Origin of the sequence: Leptolyngbya sp. FACHB-1624 (assembly GCF_047649235.1) — a bacterium.
In the GTDB taxonomy this organism is placed as follows: Bacteria; Cyanobacteriota; Cyanobacteriia; order Leptolyngbyales; family Leptolyngbyaceae; genus Leptolyngbya; species Leptolyngbya boryana.
Genome location: NZ_CP180258.1, coordinates 2,926,998 through 2,943,681 on the forward strand (window position 1 = coordinate 2,926,998; position 16,684 = coordinate 2,943,681).

Genomic DNA, 16,684 nt, shown 5'->3' on the forward strand with positions numbered 1-16,684 from the left:
AAATTCCAATGCGCTACATTCTCGCTGTGCTGACAATTTTGGCAACGCTAGGAACGATTTCTCCTAGTTTTGCCCAACCTGATCCAGTGTCTTCTCCCCTCGATCGTGCGCCGACAGACGATATTCAACCCCTCGACCCCGAAGATACTCAATCTGAACTCGGAGAAATTGAAATCATCGATCGACCTGCTCAACCTCCTCGTCAACCGGATGTGCAGTTGCTTGTGCGATCGTCGGTGTTTTCTAGCTCCAATATCACTGCACTTGAAGCCCTGAAACAATCTGATACTGTTTTCACGAATACGGCTCACCTGCTCATCACACCCAAGCTCGGCGAGAATACCAGACTAATTGCCTCAGCAGGCGGTGGAATTGTCCGATTTGCATCTGAAGGCGATTCTAACTACAACATTGAGCAGTACAACATTGCAGTACAACAAAGACTTGCACCTGGAACATTCGGACAGTTGGGATGGGTGCAAGACACCTTGCGCCGTCCAGGGAGTGGCGATTTGCTGACGCGAGATAATGCGGTGCAGTTGATTGTGGGACGGCAAGATCAGTTAGGCAAGCAAGCTCGACTCGATTCGTTTTATGAATTTCGATCGAGCTTTACGAAGCCAAGTGAAGACAGTCGGATTACCAATACGATCGGTACAAGATTGCGCTATGACATTTCACCGCAAGTGCAGGGCGCATTAGATTATCGCTTGTCGTTTAAGAATTTTACGCAAGGCGTTTCTCGTTCAGATACCAAACATCAGATTAGTGCGATCGTGATTTACAACATTAATCCAGATGTATTTTTAGCCGGATCTGCGTCGTATTTGTTTGGACGATCGTCAAATGCTGCGATCGATATAAACAATCTGTCATTCGGGCTGAGTTTGGGCTTTAACCTGCCCCTCTTCTAGTAGAGTGAATGATTGGAAACTTTTTTATCGAAACCAATCATGAACGCAGACCCCGTAACATTGATGAAACAGCAAGTCGGTTATGCCGCTGCTGCCAAAGTCCAATCCAATTCGATCGTCGGATTGGGGACTGGTTCTACGACTGCTTATGCGATTCAGGCGATCGGAGAACGGCTTCAATCTGGCGATCTGCAAAATATCAGGGGAATTCCCACCTCGTTTCAAGCGATCGTTTTAGCGCGTCAGTACGGAATTCCTTTGGTCACTTTGGATGAAGTCGAGAAAATTGATATCGCGATCGATGGTGCAGACGAGGTAGATCCGCAAAAAAATCTGATCAAAGGTGGCGGTGCCGCTCACACTCAAGAAAAAATTGTCGATAGTTTAGCCGACCAATTCATTGTGGTTGTCGATAGCGGCAAATTGGTGGATCACTTGGGTTCAACGTTCTTGCTTCCGGTTGAAGTGTTACCGATGGCAGTAACTCCGGTGATGAAAGCGATCGAGAAACTAGGCGGTAAGCCTCAGCTTCGCATGGGCGTGAAGAAAGCAGGTCCGGTTGTCACGGATCAAGGCAATCTCGTTATTGATGTGAAGTTCGATCGCATTGATCAACCCGCCGAGCTAGAAAAGACGTTGAATAACCTTCCCGGTGTGCTAGAAAACGGCTTGTTCGTCGGTGTAGCAGACATCATTATGGTGGGCGAAGTCAAAGATGGACAGCCGAGTGTGAGAGAGTTTTAAACGGTTAGATTGAGTAGGGGAATAGGGAGAAAACTAGCAATGGCTCTTGCTCCCCACTCCCCACCATTTTCAACTTGACAAACAACTAGCCGATATCAAATCAGGCTGCTCCAAACTCTGCTTGCAAAGCATCATCGTTATCATCAGCGATCGTTGCCACAATTGTGATCAGCCGAGAAATTTCGCCAGGAGATAGCTCTGCAACAGTTCGAGAAGAAACGACTGCGACTTTGGAATCGACGATCGCAAAATGAGCTTCAAACGTACTGAGCCAATTCATCTCAAGTAGCTTTCGCATCAATTGCGGCTCGTTTTGGACGGGAAGATTCAGAATATGTGCCCAAACAGAAAATGCATCATCGTCAGAAGTTCCGGTCAGTTGCACAAATGTTTCTACGCTGCCGTATTTGAATTTCCATACAGAGCTGCCCTCACTGTGGCTCACCATTGCGCTCTTGTTTTGATCCAAGCTACCAATGACAGTTTCAATCACTTCTATAAGCTTGACCCCTGTAATCGCAGCTTCTTCAGGCGTTTCAGTTTCGAGATCAGGTTGGTAAGTTTCCATAAGCAAATAGGTCTAGAGTCCAGTTTAGAGTTACGGTAGCGTTTCCTGATAGGGATTGCCCTAGTCTTGGGGATTTCTTTACTTTTAGCAGGGAAACCAAGGTTTGAACCATTTTGTCTGTCTATTGGTAGAGATAGCAAATGCTTCACCTGAGAGATGAAAGGATTTGGTCGATCGCGGAATAGTTGAGAGGCTAAGCGATAAAGGAGAATTATTATGCCGATCGCCATCCGGGATGACGTGGTTTATATCATGCTGAAAAAAATCGACGAGAGCGATCAAGGGCCAGGGCCTGATCCGGTGAAATTTGATGAAACTGATTTTGCAGGGATCAAGCTGACTCCCGTTGATCTGCTAGGACATTTAGATTTTCTCAATCAACGCCAGTACATCAATGCTGAATTTTCTGGAAATGCTTATGGAAACCAGGATGATGTACCGAATGTTGTCGATCGCGAAGAGTTTGGTTTGAGAATTGCCAATACATATGGCGCAGCAGATGGTCCGTTGCCTCATCTGATTGAGTTCAAAAAAGCTGAACTGACTGAGAAAGGTCGGAAAATGCTCGAAGAAATGGAAGCTAAGCCGCCTGAATCTCTGCAATCTGGGACAACTGTTCCGATCGCGACAAAAGATACGCCATTCCTTGAAAAAGTAGCGCTCAAAGGCGGATTTTCTGACCTCTATGATGCACGCGATGTGACGGAAGTTGTTTTCCGAACCATGCGAGACATGATGACGAATGAGGCAGTTGAGCATGTTTCAGAAGAGTTACATGTTCCTCTCGATGAAGGGAATCCTGACAGAACGCTTTACACGGCGACTCCACTAGCAACGGAAGTTTCCGATTTGTGGGAGGATACCAATCCGATCGTGCATTTCCTCAGTCATATCCGTCCACCGTTGAAGATTAAGTCAGAGACTTTCTTGTTCCGAGTCAGACAAGAAGGAGGACTGCAGCCGAATACGTCACCAGAGCAAGTTGTTTCAGCAGTCTTTTCAGCAACGAAAGATGAGCTATCACAGGAGCGAATTCAAGAGGTTGCAAGTTTCTTGCCGGATGAAATTCGTCGCTTGTGGGAGACGGCTTAATTAGATAGGGGGTGGGGAGTAGGCCTCTACTCCCCACCCCTCTACTGCTTAACTCTCACCTTACGATCGGGATTCTGCTTCCTCACCCACGCCAAAAATTTCGACATCGCTGGATCATACTTCAAGCGCTCAACCGTATTGAGTTCTTGAGCCAGTTGGCGATTGTCGAATAGAGTATGAATTTGGCGATGGCAGGCAGGGCAAATCTCGATCGTTTCACCCGGATCAAGTTTTTTGCGTTTGGTATGCTGTCTGGGAACTAGATGGTGTTCAGTAAGTGCGGGGACATCGCGATCGCAAAGCTGACAGTGCATGAAGCTAGAAACAGTAACTTTCTTCTAGCCTAGCGCTCACGAACTTGAATGGATGCCACGATCGCGCAATTGCTTGACAAAAAATTCTTCGAGCGATGGACGAGCCAACGACATCGAAATTAGCTGAGCATTCATCAAAGCTAGACTGTCGATAAAATCGGCTGCTGCACCGTTGAGATGTCCTGACCAAAGCCCATCCTGAAACTCCATGTCTGGCAGCCACGGCTGCAACATTTCTGGTCTGCCGCCTTTCACCATCACATAATATTTTTCAGCCGTTCCAAGGAGTTCTTGCATCGAACCTAGGGCAATGAGTTCGCCTTGAGCAAGTAAAGCAACGCGATCGCAGATTTTCTCTACATCGGATAGCACATGACTGTTGAAGAAGATAGTTTTGCCCTGAGCTTTGAGCGACACAATAATCTCTCTCATCTGATAGCGACCGAGCGGATCGAGTCCAGACATCGGTTCATCGAGAAAGACTAAATCGGGATCGTTGATTAATGCTTGTGCCATACCGATGCGTTGTAGCATTCCTTTCGAGTATTGCCGCAACTGTTTCTTCTTCGCCGCAGATTGAGCGAGACCGACGAGATCTAACAGCTCAGGAATGCGTTTCTTTTGGCGCGATCGCTCAATTCCGAACAAGTCTCCGGTGTAGTTGAGAATTTCCCAACCCGTTAAATAATCGTAGAAATAAGGATTTTCAGGCAGATATCCAATCCGCTGTTTGACAGCACGATCGCCCAAAGATGCACCTAAAATCATGGCGCGTCCTGAAGTGGGGCGGACAATGCCAAGCAGCGTTTTGAGTAAAGTAGTTTTTCCGGCTCCATTTTGTCCGAGCAGTCCAAACGTCTCTCCCTCGTATACTGTGAGACTGACAGAATTGAGAGATTTCACTTTTTTATTCATCCAGAACCCAGTGCGGTAAGTCTTACTGAGTTCGTAGGTCTGAAGCGCGATTGAGCGTTCGATCGTGGGAAGTTGAAGGCGAGTTGCAACAGCAGAATCCATAAGTGCCTCGATCACTACTGAGTAGCCATTTAATCACTCTTTACAATTCCCGCTTCAGCATTTTTTGCGATCATGCGACTCGATACTTCTATATTTTGTAAACTTTGTTTAGAAGCTTGGGGAAATGATGATGAATCGATCGAAATTTGTCGCCGTGATGACTGGAATTATTTCTTTGATTTTGGGCGTGGGCTACTTGCTGCTGGTGCAGTTGTTGGACTTTCGAGGCGAGATGCTTCCGGCTCCGATCGAGATGATTCCGCTGGGCTGGTTTTAGTCGCAGCAATTCGTCTCGGAACTTCATACGTCCAAAAATCCGAGGCGAGTTCTGTATTCGGAAAAATTGCTCGTGCTTCATCGAGAAGATCGTTGATACCGATCGCATTTCCCGGCGCATATCGCGGGCTGAAATGCGTCATGATCAAAGTCTGCACTTGAGCGAGTAATGCCGTCTGCGCTGCCATTGTCGAAGTTGAATGCAGCCGTTGAAATGCCATCTCGGCATCTTGATGGGCAAAGGTCGCTTCGTGAATTAGTACGTCTGCACCTTGAGCCAGTTCGATCGCGCTTTCACAAAAAACAGTATCCGTACAATAAACAACCTTTCGCCCAATTTCTGGCTCACCGCAAAGAATTCTGCCATCGATCGTTCGCCCGTCTTCTAGCGTGACCGTTTCTCCGCGCTTCAACTTTCCATAAATTGGGCCGGAAGGAATCCCTAATTCTTTGGCAAGCTCAGCCTTGAAATGTCCTGGACGATCTTTTTCAGTAATGCGATAGCCAAAAGCCGGAACCCGATGTTTCAGCAACTGACAGGTCACTGTAAATTCTTCATCCTCAAACACCAGTCCTGGGCTGACTGGATGAAACTTCACAGGATAAGAAAAATGCGTTTGCGAGTAGCGTTTACAGGCTTTGAGATAGGGATCGAGATCCGGTGGCCCATAAATATCGATCTGTTGAGGATTTCCAGCAAGTCCACAGCTTGCCAGCAATCCCATTAAGCCAAAAATATGATCGCCATGCACGTGAGTGACAAAAATTCGACGAATCTGGCTGACTCGCAAATCACTGCGCAGAAACTGGTGCTGCGTGCCTTCTCCACAATCAAATAGCCAAACTTCAGCCCGCTGCGGCAATCGTAGCGCGATCGCGCTGACATTCCGCGATCGTGTGGGTACACCAGAACTCGTTCCCAAAAATGTGATCTGCAAAGCCGACTCACCTGAACTCAATACACTATCTTCATACTGCCACAGGAACTTGCCTGTAACCGAGGCGGTCAGAGCCAAAGAACCGATGAAAATTTCATGTGGTTTCCGTGATCCGGATTACAGCCGAGACGAAGTGACATATATTAACAAATGTTAGAAATTCGAGAAATCGTGGCAGATTGATCCAGATAGCCTCGTGTGACCGCTGTTTGTTGTTAGTGAAAACCCGTAGCAATATGGTTAATCAAATGAATTTTCGATCGCCCCTTTCGTCTCTAGCCGCAAAACTAAATCGTCCGAAAATTTGGGGTTTTGCGCTCTTACTTTGGGCAGTGCCCTTCATGCCTGCTGAGGCAAGAGAGACTGTGAATTTAAGAGTCGCGATCGAGAATGGCGTTTCGCAAATTACTGTCGGCAGTTCGACCAATGCTCAAGTGTTAGATGCGGCTGAGACAACGTTGCTAGGCGAAATCCAAGGCATGAACGGTTTTGCTGCACAGGCACAAAATGGTCAAGTGGCATTAGACAAATGGCGATCCGGTGCCCTTACGATTCGACCGAAAGATAACGGTGTAGTCTGGATTGGCAATCGTTGGTATCGCGGCACTGTGCGGCTGATTGCTTCAGGTGGCAGTTTGACCGTTGTAAATAATGTTGAATTAGAGCAGTATTTGCTCAGCGTCTTGGGCGCAGAAATGAATGGCAACTGGCCGAAAGAAGCGCTCAAGGCTCAAGCTGTAACGGCTCGGAGTTATGCCTTAGAAAGACGTGAGTCATCGATTCGGGCGGGAAAACCTTACGATCTCTACGATACTCAGACCTCTCAGGTTTATAAAGGGCTGCAAACTGAGTCGCAAGGCACACTGCAAGCAGTTGCCGAAACGGCAGGACAAGTTTTAGTTCACAATGGTCGATTGGTGGAAGCGTATTTCCATTCCTCTGCCGGGGGCTGTACAGAACCTTCTGAAAACGTTTGGTCATCGTCGCGTCCTTACCTACAAATGGTTAAGAACGACTTTGATAAAGGCACACCTGTGAGTGAGTGGTCAAAGACGCTTTCTGCCACTGAACTTGGCAATATTTTTGGGGTGGGAACGGTTCAACAAGTGATTCCAGTGCGGGCAACCGCTTGTGGACGAGTTCGAGAAATGAGAATTGTGGGCGATCGTAAAACGGTCACGGTTTCCGGTGAAAGAATTCAAAGTGCTTTGAATCTGAGAAGTACCTTATTCGCATTTAACCCTCAACAATTGGCAGCGAGCAAAGCAGGTGGCAAACCTTCAATGCAATTTGTGGTGAATGGTCGAGGATTTGGTCATGGTGTCGGTATGAGCCAATGGGGAGCTTACAACATGGCACGTCAGGGTAAGACTTATCTGCAAATCTTGGCGGAATATTACCGAGGTGGCGCTGGAGTGACAACCATTAAAACTGACCAATAATCGTGGGCGATGTGTAACTTTCAACTGCTAGGACATGAAAAAGTCGCACATCGCCTGAATAGTAAAATTTGTTGCCTTTCGAGGAGTTAGAGTTCTTGAAAAACTCTAACTCCTCAATTGTTTAGGGTTGAGATCGACCTTCTAAACGGCGCTGCCATTCTGCATCGATTTGCGCTGATCGATCAATGTCTTGTTCAATCAAATCGCGATCGCTCGAATAAATCACATCCGATTCTTGAATCACATGCTTCGCCGCAAATCCACGCGCATAGGCGAGCTTTTGTTGAAGCATTGAACTTGCTTGAGCGAGGAAGTTCGCACGAGATTCGCGATCGTGATTTCGGGTCAAAATTTTCTGATTTCGCCCTTTGATCCAGAAATATCGAATCGCTGGAATAGTGAGAAATGCGGCACTATAGCCGAGCGAGAGAAAGGCAAGGATTTTAAGCGCACCTCCACTGACGATCGCCGTCAGCACGAGTGCGAGAACCAGCAACGTTACACCCAGCCCGATCGCTAAAGTAATTTGTCCAGAACTCGCCTGACTAAACTGATAAAGCGACTCGCGCAAAAATGCTGGCAACCATTGCCGCTCTTCACGTGCCACCGTTGTTTGAAGCGATGGAAATTGATAGATAAATTGTCCCTCTGGACTGACTTCAGGACGACCATCAAAGCGCGCCAACACGGGCAGCATGTACTGTTCGTATTCTTGCTCGGATTGCGTCCCCAAATCGTCTAAATACGGGGCAATTTGCTCTGAAATTACTGCGCCTTGATGAGTCTGGATTGTTGCTGCGATCGCTTGCCAACGTCGATTTTCTAAATCCGCATTCGGGTTGCCATCTCCGAATAAAAAGGAATAAATTGATTCGAGGAAATTTAATTCACTCTTTTCGCGGGTTGGACGACGCTGGTTGTAATCTGGTGTGAAAATCCAGAAGAAATCGGGACTAAACCAGATATTCGGCATATCAAAACCGCCGCCATTGTTATCATCGCGCGAAGAATTTGCTGCGATCGTAATGGCAAGAATTGCTAGAAATGAAGCGAGGATTAACAGAACTAAAACAATCCCGAAGGAAATCCGAATCAGGTAAAACAGAATTCGCCAAATCTTTTCCCAGCGTTCTTGCCAGCGCAAGCGCGCATCTTTCTCACGCAGAATACTGCGAAAATTTTTCGGAAACTGGTAGACCACATCTCCGGATTCAGCAACTTGCAAATGTCCGCCCGCTTGAGATGCGAGGACAAGCAATCCTTGTTCTGCCAGATTGATGTTTAAGCCTGCTTGCGACGCGACATCCCCAACGGTGGCGCGATAGTTGAGAGATTCGATCGCTTTTAAAATCGCGGCATTTGGTGTGGCTGACATTCGCTGATTTCCCTATGTCGGACTTCTCTTCTCTCAGTATAGATCTTTGAAAAATTGACGGTTTTGAGAACATGAAAGATCTTTCATAAACCGTTCATTTGTCATTCATCCCCGAGTCCGATAGTAGAACCTGTGAGGCAACTGAAACCTTCAACTCACGGGAAACAACGATTTATGAAAAAGTATCTCATTCCTTTGATTGCTCTAGGAATTGGTGGCAGCGCGATCGCATTCAATCTGCTGACTCGTTCTTCTGATTCGCTCAGTCAACCGCCGAGTATCATCCAACCTGTTCAGGCTCAATCTCCTACGGCTCAAGATAAACCGATACTCGTTCAAATTCATGCGGATTGGTGTCCCGCGTGCAAAACACTCGCCCCCATTGTGACTTCATTGCAACAGCGGTATCAAGGTCGGGCAAATTTTGTGATCTTAGATGTGACCGATCGCGGGAAGACTCAAGCCTCAGAAGCCAAAGCACGAGAATTGGGACTGTCAAACTTCTTTGCTGCGAACAAGTCGCAAACAGCAACGATCGCGCTGATTAATCCAAAAAATGGTCAAGTCATCCAGACATTTCGCAAGAACTTCGACACTCAAGCTTATGTGAAGGCGATCGACAATGCCATCACTCAAGTCCGCCAGCGATGAAATTTCAGAGGTCGGAGTCTTACGGAAACTCCGACCAACATCCTTGAAATCTGGAGAAGAATTTGCCATGACCTTATCGAAAAAACCGTCTCGCCTTGATCGTCTCAAACAATGTGTAACGTCAAGCGCTTTCTTTTACACTGCATTGTTTTTGAGTGCTGTTGGACTCGCACTGATTGCGCCTCACTTTGGCAGCCTCTATGAGTTACTAGGACAGTGGGTTTCTCAAATTGAAAATCCCTATTACCAATGGTTTCAGCAGCAAAATCTGAGTAATGCTTTCGTGTTGATTCCACTTGCATTTTTGGGTGGTTTACTTGCGAGTATTTCGCCTTGTGTACTCTCATTGCTTCCTGTCAATCTCAGCTATATCGGAACACTCAATATTCATTCACGTCGAGATGCCGCAACGAAAGCAGGACTCTTTACGCTTGGAGTGATCACAGTTTTTAGCTTACTGGGATTGTTCTCGTCATTTGCAACGGCTGTGCTGGTTGATTTTCGAGGATATATCAATATTGCAGTAGGGACGTTGATTTTTCTCATGGGGTGCAGCTTTGCAGGTCTATTTCACTTACCTCTCCCTAAGTTGAATCCTTCAGTATCGAGTGCAGGTTCCTATGGCGTAGGAGTAACATTTGCTTTAATTAGCTCGCCTTGCTCTAGTCCTGTCTTGTTTGCAGTCTTAGCAGCAGGAGCCGCAACCGGATCGCAATTCATCAGTACGGTTACGATGGTGAGCTATGCGATCGGGTATACAGCCGTAATTTTCTTTGCGAGTCTCTACACAGGTTTGGTCAAACAGAGCCGCGCTTTACTTCAGCATTCTGAATGGGTTGTTCGTCTCGGGAGTGCAGCCTTGATTCTTGCAGGCGGGTTTTATCTGGTGAGCGGAATTCATTGGTTTCTGTAAAATTTGAGGTAAAATCCAAATGTCGCATCATCGACGGGTTGCAATGAAACAGTCTCGAAAGCAGCAGAGCTTTGTTGGTGTGCGATCGCGGATTTTGGCTTGGTACTTTCTACTGACGGCTAGTATTACTTTTGTTTCGGTTTATGCGACGTATAAAATCTTTTGCGACTCGACTCAGAAAGAGCTAGGCGGACAACTTCAACGAGACATTCAAGCATTTGAGCAGTCTAGCGTTCAACCTTCCAATCCAGAAGCGCTAACGCAAGCGATTCAAACCTTCTCAAGCCGTCAAGTTTCGACTCCAAACCGTTATCTACTGGTCTTCTCCAAAGGTCAAATTCTCCATACTCCACAATCCGCGCAATTTGTCCAAAACAACCAAGCTGTACTCGATCGCTGGAAGCAACTCCCTGAAAATGCTCCTCAGCAGCTTGATGGTTATCTCGTCTCAGTTATGCGTCCGCTGAATGGGCAACCAGGAAGAATTATTGCGGTGCATGATGCAACGATGCAGTATCACATGGCAGAGCTAACGCTGAGACTTGTCGTGCAAGTGACTTTAGTTGGGCTGATTTTGTTTAGCGCGATCGCGTGGCTCACGGCTGGAAAAATCCTGTCTCCTTTGCGCCAAGTGACAGAAACGGCTCGAAACATCAGCGAAACGGATCTCACTCAACGGCTTTCAGTTCAAGGAAAAGACGAGATTGCTGAACTCACGCTGACGTTTAATCAAATGCTCGATCGACTTCAAGCCGCATTCACAAGCCAGCAAGATTTCATCAAAGACGTAAGCCATGAACTGCGAACGCCGATCACCATCATTCAAGGACATCTAGAATTACTCGGAGACGATCCAGAGGAGCGCCGAGAAACGATCGCGCTTGTCCGAGACGAACTCAAACGGATGAATCGATTTGTCAGTGATTTACTCTTGTTGATGCGAATTGAGCGTCCGAACTTCTTACGAGCAGATCACTATGATGTCGCAACCTTAACAGAAGAAATTTTTGCGAAAGCTGAGGCATTGGCAGATCGAAGCTGGAAACTTGAATCGGTTGGAACAGGAGAAGTTTTCTGCGATCGACAACGCATCACCCAAGCTGTTCTCAATCTCGCTCAGAATGCAAGCCAGTACACGCAAAAAGGCGATGTGATTGCAATTGGTTCTGCGATCGTTGAAGAAACCGCCCGATTTTGGGTCAGAGACACGGGTGAAGGAATTGATCTCGATGATCAAGCTCGAATTTTCGATCGATTTGCACGTGGGTCAAATAGCGAGCGACGATCTGAAGGGTCAGGTTTGGGATTATCGATCGTACAAGCTATTATCAAAGCTCATCAAGGTCATATCGATCTCTGTAGCCGACTTGGAGAAGGTTCGACATTTACAATCACACTGCCGCTGCGAGGAACGCATTGATGAATCGGATCTTAATTGCAGAAGATGAATCGCGAATTGCAGCCTTTTTAGAGAAGGGATTTCGAGCAAATGGATTTACTTGCACGATCGCAACCAATGGGCATGAAGCGATCGGTATGGCACACAGTCATGATTTTGACTTACTCATTTTAGACTTAGGACTTCCAGGGAAAAACGGCTGGCAAGTCTTGGAAGAAGTACGGGGTAGAGGTGAACGACTGCGAATCATTGTGCTCACAGCACAGGATGAAGTGGAAGATACAGTTGCAGCCTTAGAGGGCGGGGCGAATGACTATGTGACTAAACCATTTGAATTTACAGAACTCCTTGCCCGTGTGAAAGTGCAATTGAGAGATAGCGTGATTCTCAAAAGTAAAGCAGGCAAAGAAACAACGTTTCAAGCGGGCGAAATTGTGCTGGATTTGCTCACGCGGCAGGTTTGGCGAGGCAGCACCTTAATCGAAATGTCTTCTAAAGAATTTGCCTTAGCCGAGGTATTTCTCCGTCACCCGATGCAGGTGATGAGTCGGGAACAACTACTTGATCGAGTCTGGGGATACACCTATGATCCCGGCTCGAACATCATCGATGCTTACATCAAACAATTGCGAAAAAAATTGGGAAGTGAAACGATCGAAACCGTTCGAGGAGTCGGCTACCGACTTCGGGTATGAGGATACTTCAGCAGTCGAATCTGTTGGAATCTATCAAGATTGGAGCGCTTGAAAGATGAGCATGTTCATATAAAGCACGATCGCTGCTACCAACACATTTCTGCTTAAATAACAGCGATCGCAATCATGGCTAATTTTTCTAACCTAACCAACCTTTTAACCGTTCTGCAATCTGAGGACGGCGCAACTTGCGCATTGCCTTACTCTGAATTTGACGCACCCGCTCCCGTGACAGATTGAACATCCCGCCAACTTCTTCCAGCGTGCAAGGCTTACTCGTCGTCAAACCATAGCGCAACGAAATGATATCTTTCTCACGCTCGGTTAAGACATTGCCCAATACCTCCCAAATCTCTTGGCGTAACATCGTTTCACTCATCTGAGATTCGGGTGATTGAGTATCGCCATCTTCGAGTAAGTCCATCAATTCTGTATCTTCGCCTTTACCAACTCGATGATTCAGCGATAACGACTGACGACGGACTTGATGTAAATGCTGCAATTGCTCAACGGTCAATTCTAGAGATTGAGCCAGTTCTGCTTCGGTCGGATTGCGATTTAACTCTCGTTTCAGGTCGCGATGCGCTTTCTTCAGCTTATTCAGCTTTTCGACAATGTGAATCGGTAAGCGAATCGTACGAGCATCATTTGCGATCGTTCTGGTGATCCCCTGACGAATCCACCAGTATGCATAGGTCGAAAACTTATATCCCTTATCGGGATCAAACTTTTCTGTTGCGCGGTTGAGTCCCAATGCACCTTCTTGAATCAAATCAAGAAACGGCACGCCGCGATTTAGATACCGTTTCGCGATCGACACGACTAATCGAAGATTCGATCGAATCATCTTCCGTTTCGCTACTCGACTCCGGTGTAAGCGATGATCCAATTGCCGTTCAGTGAGTCCAAAGTGTTCAGCTAATTGAGCCTTGGTAGGAGCATGACCTAATTCTTGATACAGCTTGCGTCGAGCGCTATCGACTTCAACTAAGTACTGTACCCGTCTTGCAAGCTCCACTTCCTCATCCGCTTTCAGGAGTGGATACCGTGCCATTTCTTTAAAGAAAGCTCCCACTGCATCATCGGCAACGGTCTTGTTATAGCCAGAGGAGCGAGCTGATGCGATTTGATCGACCTCATCCTCTGATGAATTTCCAACAGACGTAAGCTCAAGAATATCCGGCTCAATCTCGATCGGGGTGCTGTCTTCTAAGTCAGCTTCTAATTGCAATGAGTCTACTGAATCTAACTCAGCAACGTCCATTGCAAAGTCCATATCCTGAGAGAGGGCTACGGTTGGGGAACTGTTGCTTTGTTCGCTCATAGTGTTATATCAATGAAGTTTTACAGGGGGCTATTTGAGCTAATTTAAGTGTCAAACTAGACAGAACCTTAAGTCAGCGATCGACAGTTTTGAATGCTATGTTTTCGTTTCAATTTATAAATGACAAAATAATCAACTCCTCCTGAACTTATGACGAATTTCGGCGTTTTATAGAAACTTTTTGGAAACTTTTAGAAATGAGTTGAGATTTGGAGATCAAATCACTCACTTCGTCCACATAGGCTGGCATGATCCCCAGCAATATAGTTCAGCGTGGATGAAGATTCCAGAGATTTAGGATTTCAAATGAATCCCTAGCTGCTATAACAGACTCTCATACCTGTTTCGGTTTACATCTCTACCAATGGTCGGAAAAGCCAGAGCGTTTTTTGTGAATCTATCGTAGGTAGAGTCGTGCGATAGGGCGAGTGATCCTGTAAACTCATCACACGTTAAAATTAGAATTAATGGTTAGTGTATTTGAACTAATAAACTTCTCGACTCCTCTGATTATTTAATACCGCGAGTTTGCAAAGCTGCGGATTTTCTTAAGTTTTTCTCTTCATTTGCGATATGTCTGAGTTGCAGTCTGTGGCGGAATTAAAGGCAGAGTATGGGGTGTCACCTGCTTGGGTCGATGTGTTAGTCGATTGTCCAGGGTCGCAAGGAGTCTATACTTATCAGTCGCGTCCGGATTTATTGGTGCAGCCGGGTGACATTTTGAGTGTGCCTTTTGGCGCACAACAGGTCGGTGGGATTGCGGTGCGCGTTGGGAATCAACCGCCGGATTTATTGCCCGAGCAAATTCGATCGATTGATTCGATCGTCAGTGCTGGCTTCTTTCCTGCCTCTTATTGGGCATTGCTCGATCAAGTCGCACGCTACTATCAAACTTCATTAATGCAGGTGGTACGCGTGGCGTTGCCGCCGGGATTATTGGCGCGATCGCAAAGACGCATTCGCTTGATCAAGCCCGATGCTAATGAAGCCAGTCTGAATAGTGCAGCCCAACAGATTCTCAAACTGCTCAAGTCGAGCAAAACAAAAGATTATTCCTGGCAATTTGTGCAACGGCAAGTCAAAGGCGCGAATCGGGGCTTACAAGACCTGCTCAAGCTGAATTGGGTCGAGAGCTATCTGGAGCCACCTGCCACGATTCGTCCCCAATTGCGGCAAGCGGTGATTTTAGTCTCAACTCAGGGTGAGTTGAGCGATGGCTCCGCCACACAAAGCAGTGTCCGACAACGTGAGATTTTAGAAGTGCTTAAGCGCAATGGCGGTGAAATGTGGCTGACAGATCTGTTGCAGCACTGCCGAACGACTTCACCCACTGTAAAGCGCTTACAAGAGCAGGGCTGTGTGCTGCTTCAGGGGCGAGAAGTGCTGCGAAGTGAACATGCACCGGATGTTGAGCAGGATGCGGCAAAAGTGCTGACGCATCATCAAGCAGAAGTGCTGAAAAAGATTCATACAGTCACAGCATTTGAAAAAATTTTGCTGCATGGGGTCACGGGATCAGGCAAGACTGAGGTTTACTTGCAAGCGATCGCACCACGGCTGCAACGCGGTCAATCTGCTTTAGTCTTAGTGCCTGAGATTGGGTTAACACCGCAATTGACGGATCGCTTTCGGGCAAGATTTGGCGATCGCGTTTGTGTGTATCACAGTGCTTTATCCGATGGTGAACGGTTCGACACTTGGCGACAAATGCTCACAGGGTCGCCTCAAGTGGTGATTGGAACGCGATCGGCAGTGTTCGCGCCGTTGCCCAATCTCGGATTAATTGTCTTAGACGAAGAACATGATTCGAGTTTTAAGCAAGATCAACCTGCACCTTGTTACCATGCTCGATCGGTTGCACAATGGCGGGCTGAATTAGAAAACTGTCCCTTAATTCTCGGCTCAGCAACACCTTCGCTAGAGACTTGGTTAGACTCACAATCATCTACTTATCTATCTTTACCGAAGCGAATCTTAGATCGCCCTTTGCCGAAAATCGACATTGTTGATATGCGGAAAGAATTGCACGATCGCAATCCTTCGATTTTTAGTCGATCGCTGCAAGCTCAGTTGAAAAAGCTCAAAGAAAACAATCAAAAAGGCTTGTTATTCATTCATCGTCGTGGACATAGCACGTTTGTGTCTTGTCGGAGTTGTGGCTATGTGATGGAATGTCCCAATTGTGATGTTTCACTGTCCTATCATCACGTTCACGAAACTGCTCAACCGATTTTAAGATGTCATTATTGTAACTATACTCAGCTTCAACCGCAGCGTTGCCCTAGCTGTAGTTCTTCGTATTTCAAAAACTTTGGCAGTGGGACTCAACGAGTCGTTCAAGAAATCGCCAAACTTTTCCCCGAATTGAAAACAATTCGATTTGATAGTGATACAACCCGCGCAAAAGGAGCGCATCGAGCTTTACTAAGTCAATTTGCTCACGGGGACGCTGATTTACTCGTCGGAACACAGATGCTCACGAAGGGGATTGACTTACCCCAAGTAACTTTGGTTGGGATTATCTCAGCCGATGGGTTACTGAACTTAGCAGATTTTCGAGCCAGTGAGAGAGCTTTTCAAACGTTAGTTCAAGTTGCCGGACGCGCCGGACGCGGAACTGAGCCTGGACGAGTGATTCTTCAAACTTATGCGCCTGAACATCCAGTGATTCAAGCCGTTCAACGTCAGCAATATGAGCCTTTTGTTGCCACTGAACTAGAGCAGCGGGCAGCGTTGAACTATCCCCCTTACGGGCGGTTAGTGTTACTCCGCCTGAGTGGATTGAATGAGCAGACTGTCCGAAGTACGGCGGAGCTACTCGCTGATCAGCTTCTACACTCTGAAGATGAAGTATTGGGGCCTGCTCCCGCCACGATCGCAAAAATTAACCAACGATATCGCTGGCAGATTCTTCTCAAACTCACCAGCGATCGCATTCCGAATGTGATGGAACTGAGATCGCAGTGTCCTTCGACGGTGAGTTTAACGATCGATGTCGATCCAATGAATCTCATGTAGCTCA

At 46.8% G+C, this 16,684-nt stretch carries 15 protein-coding genes; 9 read left to right on the top strand and 6 right to left on the bottom strand.

Annotated features, from left to right (window positions below; all coding sequences use genetic code 11):
• Window positions 1–8: 8 nt before the first annotated feature.
• The gene (locus ACMUEV_RS13645; RefSeq protein WP_190648081.1) at window positions 9–914 is read left to right on the top strand and encodes an outer membrane beta-barrel protein; all 906 of its coding nucleotides are present in this window, start codon (window positions 9–11) and stop codon (window positions 912–914) included.
• 39 nt (window positions 915–953) lie between these two features.
• On the top strand, window positions 954–1,658 hold the full coding sequence (gene rpiA / locus ACMUEV_RS13650) for a ribose-5-phosphate isomerase RpiA (protein WP_190648083.1): 705 nt from the start codon (window positions 954–956) through the stop codon (window positions 1,656–1,658).
• A 100-nt stretch (window positions 1,659–1,758) separates the two neighbouring features.
• Here the strand turns inward: rpiA and ACMUEV_RS13655 are convergent, their stop codons facing one another.
• Window positions 1,759–2,226: a YbjN domain-containing protein gene (locus ACMUEV_RS13655; RefSeq protein ID WP_190648085.1), complete on the bottom strand. Its 468-nt coding sequence runs from the start codon at window positions 2,224–2,226 to the stop codon at window positions 1,759–1,761.
• Window positions 2,227–2,442: 216 nt separating this feature from the next.
• Here ACMUEV_RS13655 and ACMUEV_RS13660 point away from each other — a divergent pair, with 216 nt between their 5' ends.
• Entirely contained in the window at window positions 2,443–3,318 is an 876-nt protein-coding gene (locus ACMUEV_RS13660) for a DUF2267 domain-containing protein (RefSeq protein WP_190648087.1), read from the top strand.
• A 41-nt stretch (window positions 3,319–3,359) separates the two neighbouring features.
• Here the strand turns inward: ACMUEV_RS13660 and ACMUEV_RS13665 are convergent, their stop codons facing one another.
• From ACMUEV_RS13665 to ACMUEV_RS13675, 3 genes are all read right to left on the bottom strand, one after another.
• On the bottom strand, window positions 3,360–3,632 hold the full coding sequence (locus tag ACMUEV_RS13665; RefSeq protein WP_190648089.1) for an HNH endonuclease: 273 nt from the start codon (window positions 3,630–3,632) through the stop codon (window positions 3,360–3,362).
• A gap of 36 nt (window positions 3,633–3,668) precedes the next feature.
• Window positions 3,669–4,649 carry an ABC transporter ATP-binding protein gene (locus ACMUEV_RS13670; protein WP_190648091.1) on the bottom strand — a complete coding sequence of 327 codons (981 nt, stop codon included), beginning with the start codon at window positions 4,647–4,649 and terminating at the stop codon, window positions 3,669–3,671.
• A gap of 167 nt (window positions 4,650–4,816) precedes the next feature.
• A complete protein-coding gene (locus ACMUEV_RS13675; protein ID WP_415354775.1) occupies window positions 4,817–5,941 on the bottom strand; it encodes a ribonuclease Z in 1,125 nt (374 codons plus the stop codon).
• A 158-nt stretch (window positions 5,942–6,099) separates the two neighbouring features.
• Here ACMUEV_RS13675 and ACMUEV_RS13680 point away from each other — a divergent pair, with 158 nt between their 5' ends.
• Window positions 6,100–7,305: a SpoIID/LytB domain-containing protein gene (locus ACMUEV_RS13680; protein ID WP_190648093.1), complete on the top strand. Its 1,206-nt coding sequence runs from the start codon at window positions 6,100–6,102 to the stop codon at window positions 7,303–7,305.
• Window positions 7,306–7,426: 121 nt separating this feature from the next.
• On the opposite strand, the gene ACMUEV_RS13685 is transcribed toward ACMUEV_RS13680, so the two are convergent.
• Window positions 7,427–8,680: a hypothetical protein gene (locus ACMUEV_RS13685; RefSeq protein WP_190648095.1), complete on the bottom strand. Its 1,254-nt coding sequence runs from the start codon at window positions 8,678–8,680 to the stop codon at window positions 7,427–7,429.
• A gap of 174 nt (window positions 8,681–8,854) precedes the next feature.
• Between ACMUEV_RS13685 and ACMUEV_RS13690 the strand changes: the two genes are divergently transcribed.
• Genes ACMUEV_RS13690 through ACMUEV_RS13705 form a run of 4 tightly spaced genes read left to right on the top strand, consistent with a single transcriptional unit; the run spans window position 8,855 to window position 12,338 of the window.
• Complete coding sequence (locus ACMUEV_RS13690; RefSeq protein WP_190648097.1) at window positions 8,855–9,331, top strand: thioredoxin domain-containing protein; 477 nt, start codon at window positions 8,855–8,857, stop codon at window positions 9,329–9,331.
• Window positions 9,303–10,244 carry a cytochrome c biogenesis protein CcdA gene (locus ACMUEV_RS13695; protein ID WP_190648098.1) on the top strand — a complete coding sequence of 314 codons (942 nt, stop codon included), beginning with the start codon at window positions 9,303–9,305 and terminating at the stop codon, window positions 10,242–10,244. Before ACMUEV_RS13690 ends, ACMUEV_RS13695 begins: the two co-directional genes overlap by 29 nt.
• A 19-nt stretch (window positions 10,245–10,263) precedes the next feature.
• A complete protein-coding gene (locus tag ACMUEV_RS13700; RefSeq protein WP_190648100.1) occupies window positions 10,264–11,664 on the top strand; it encodes a sensor histidine kinase in 1,401 nt (466 codons plus the stop codon).
• Complete coding sequence (locus tag ACMUEV_RS13705) at window positions 11,664–12,338, top strand: response regulator transcription factor (protein WP_017288552.1); 675 nt, start codon at window positions 11,664–11,666, stop codon at window positions 12,336–12,338. Before ACMUEV_RS13700 ends, ACMUEV_RS13705 begins: the two co-directional genes overlap by 1 nt.
• Window positions 12,339–12,477: 139 nt before the next feature.
• Here the strand turns inward: ACMUEV_RS13705 and ACMUEV_RS13710 are convergent, their stop codons facing one another.
• A complete protein-coding gene (locus ACMUEV_RS13710; protein ID WP_017288551.1) occupies window positions 12,478–13,662 on the bottom strand; it encodes an RpoD/SigA family RNA polymerase sigma factor in 1,185 nt (394 codons plus the stop codon).
• Window positions 13,663–14,235: 573 nt separating this feature from the next.
• Between ACMUEV_RS13710 and priA the strand changes: the two genes are divergently transcribed.
• Entirely contained in the window at window positions 14,236–16,680 is a 2,445-nt protein-coding gene (gene priA, locus ACMUEV_RS13715; RefSeq protein ID WP_190648102.1) for a primosomal protein N', read from the top strand.
• Window positions 16,681–16,684 lie beyond the last annotated feature (4 nt).

What these genes read in the sequence shown, in the direction of transcription:
- ACMUEV_RS13645 (WP_190648081.1), top strand. Translation starts at nt 9, where the DNA reads ATGCGCTACATTCTCGCTGTGCTGACAATTTTGGCAACGCTAGGAACG.
- ACMUEV_RS13665 (WP_190648089.1), bottom strand. Translation starts at nt 3,632, where the DNA reads ATGCACTGTCAGCTTTGCGATCGCGATGTCCCCGCACTTACTGAACAC.
- ACMUEV_RS13680 (WP_190648093.1), top strand. Translation starts at nt 6,100, where the DNA reads ATGGTTAATCAAATGAATTTTCGATCGCCCCTTTCGTCTCTAGCCGCA.
- ACMUEV_RS13710 (WP_017288551.1), bottom strand. Translation starts at nt 13,662, where the DNA reads ATGAGCGAACAAAGCAACAGTTCCCCAACCGTAGCCCTCTCTCAGGAT.
- priA (WP_190648102.1), top strand. Translation starts at nt 14,236, where the DNA reads ATGTCTGAGTTGCAGTCTGTGGCGGAATTAAAGGCAGAGTATGGGGTG.
- ACMUEV_RS13660 (WP_190648087.1), top strand. Translation starts at nt 2,443, where the DNA reads ATGCCGATCGCCATCCGGGATGACGTGGTTTATATCATGCTGAAAAAA.
- ACMUEV_RS13695 (WP_190648098.1), top strand. Translation starts at nt 9,303, where the DNA reads ATGCCATCACTCAAGTCCGCCAGCGATGAAATTTCAGAGGTCGGAGTC.
- ACMUEV_RS13705 (WP_017288552.1), top strand. Translation starts at nt 11,664, where the DNA reads ATGAATCGGATCTTAATTGCAGAAGATGAATCGCGAATTGCAGCCTTT.
- ACMUEV_RS13685 (WP_190648095.1), bottom strand. Translation starts at nt 8,680, where the DNA reads ATGTCAGCCACACCAAATGCCGCGATTTTAAAAGCGATCGAATCTCTC.
- ACMUEV_RS13690 (WP_190648097.1), top strand. Translation starts at nt 8,855, where the DNA reads ATGAAAAAGTATCTCATTCCTTTGATTGCTCTAGGAATTGGTGGCAGC.
- rpiA (WP_190648083.1), top strand. Translation starts at nt 954, where the DNA reads ATGAACGCAGACCCCGTAACATTGATGAAACAGCAAGTCGGTTATGCC.
- ACMUEV_RS13700 (WP_190648100.1), top strand. Translation starts at nt 10,264, where the DNA reads ATGTCGCATCATCGACGGGTTGCAATGAAACAGTCTCGAAAGCAGCAG.
- ACMUEV_RS13655 (WP_190648085.1), bottom strand. Translation starts at nt 2,226, where the DNA reads ATGGAAACTTACCAACCTGATCTCGAAACTGAAACGCCTGAAGAAGCT.
- ACMUEV_RS13670 (WP_190648091.1), bottom strand. Translation starts at nt 4,649, where the DNA reads ATGGATTCTGCTGTTGCAACTCGCCTTCAACTTCCCACGATCGAACGC.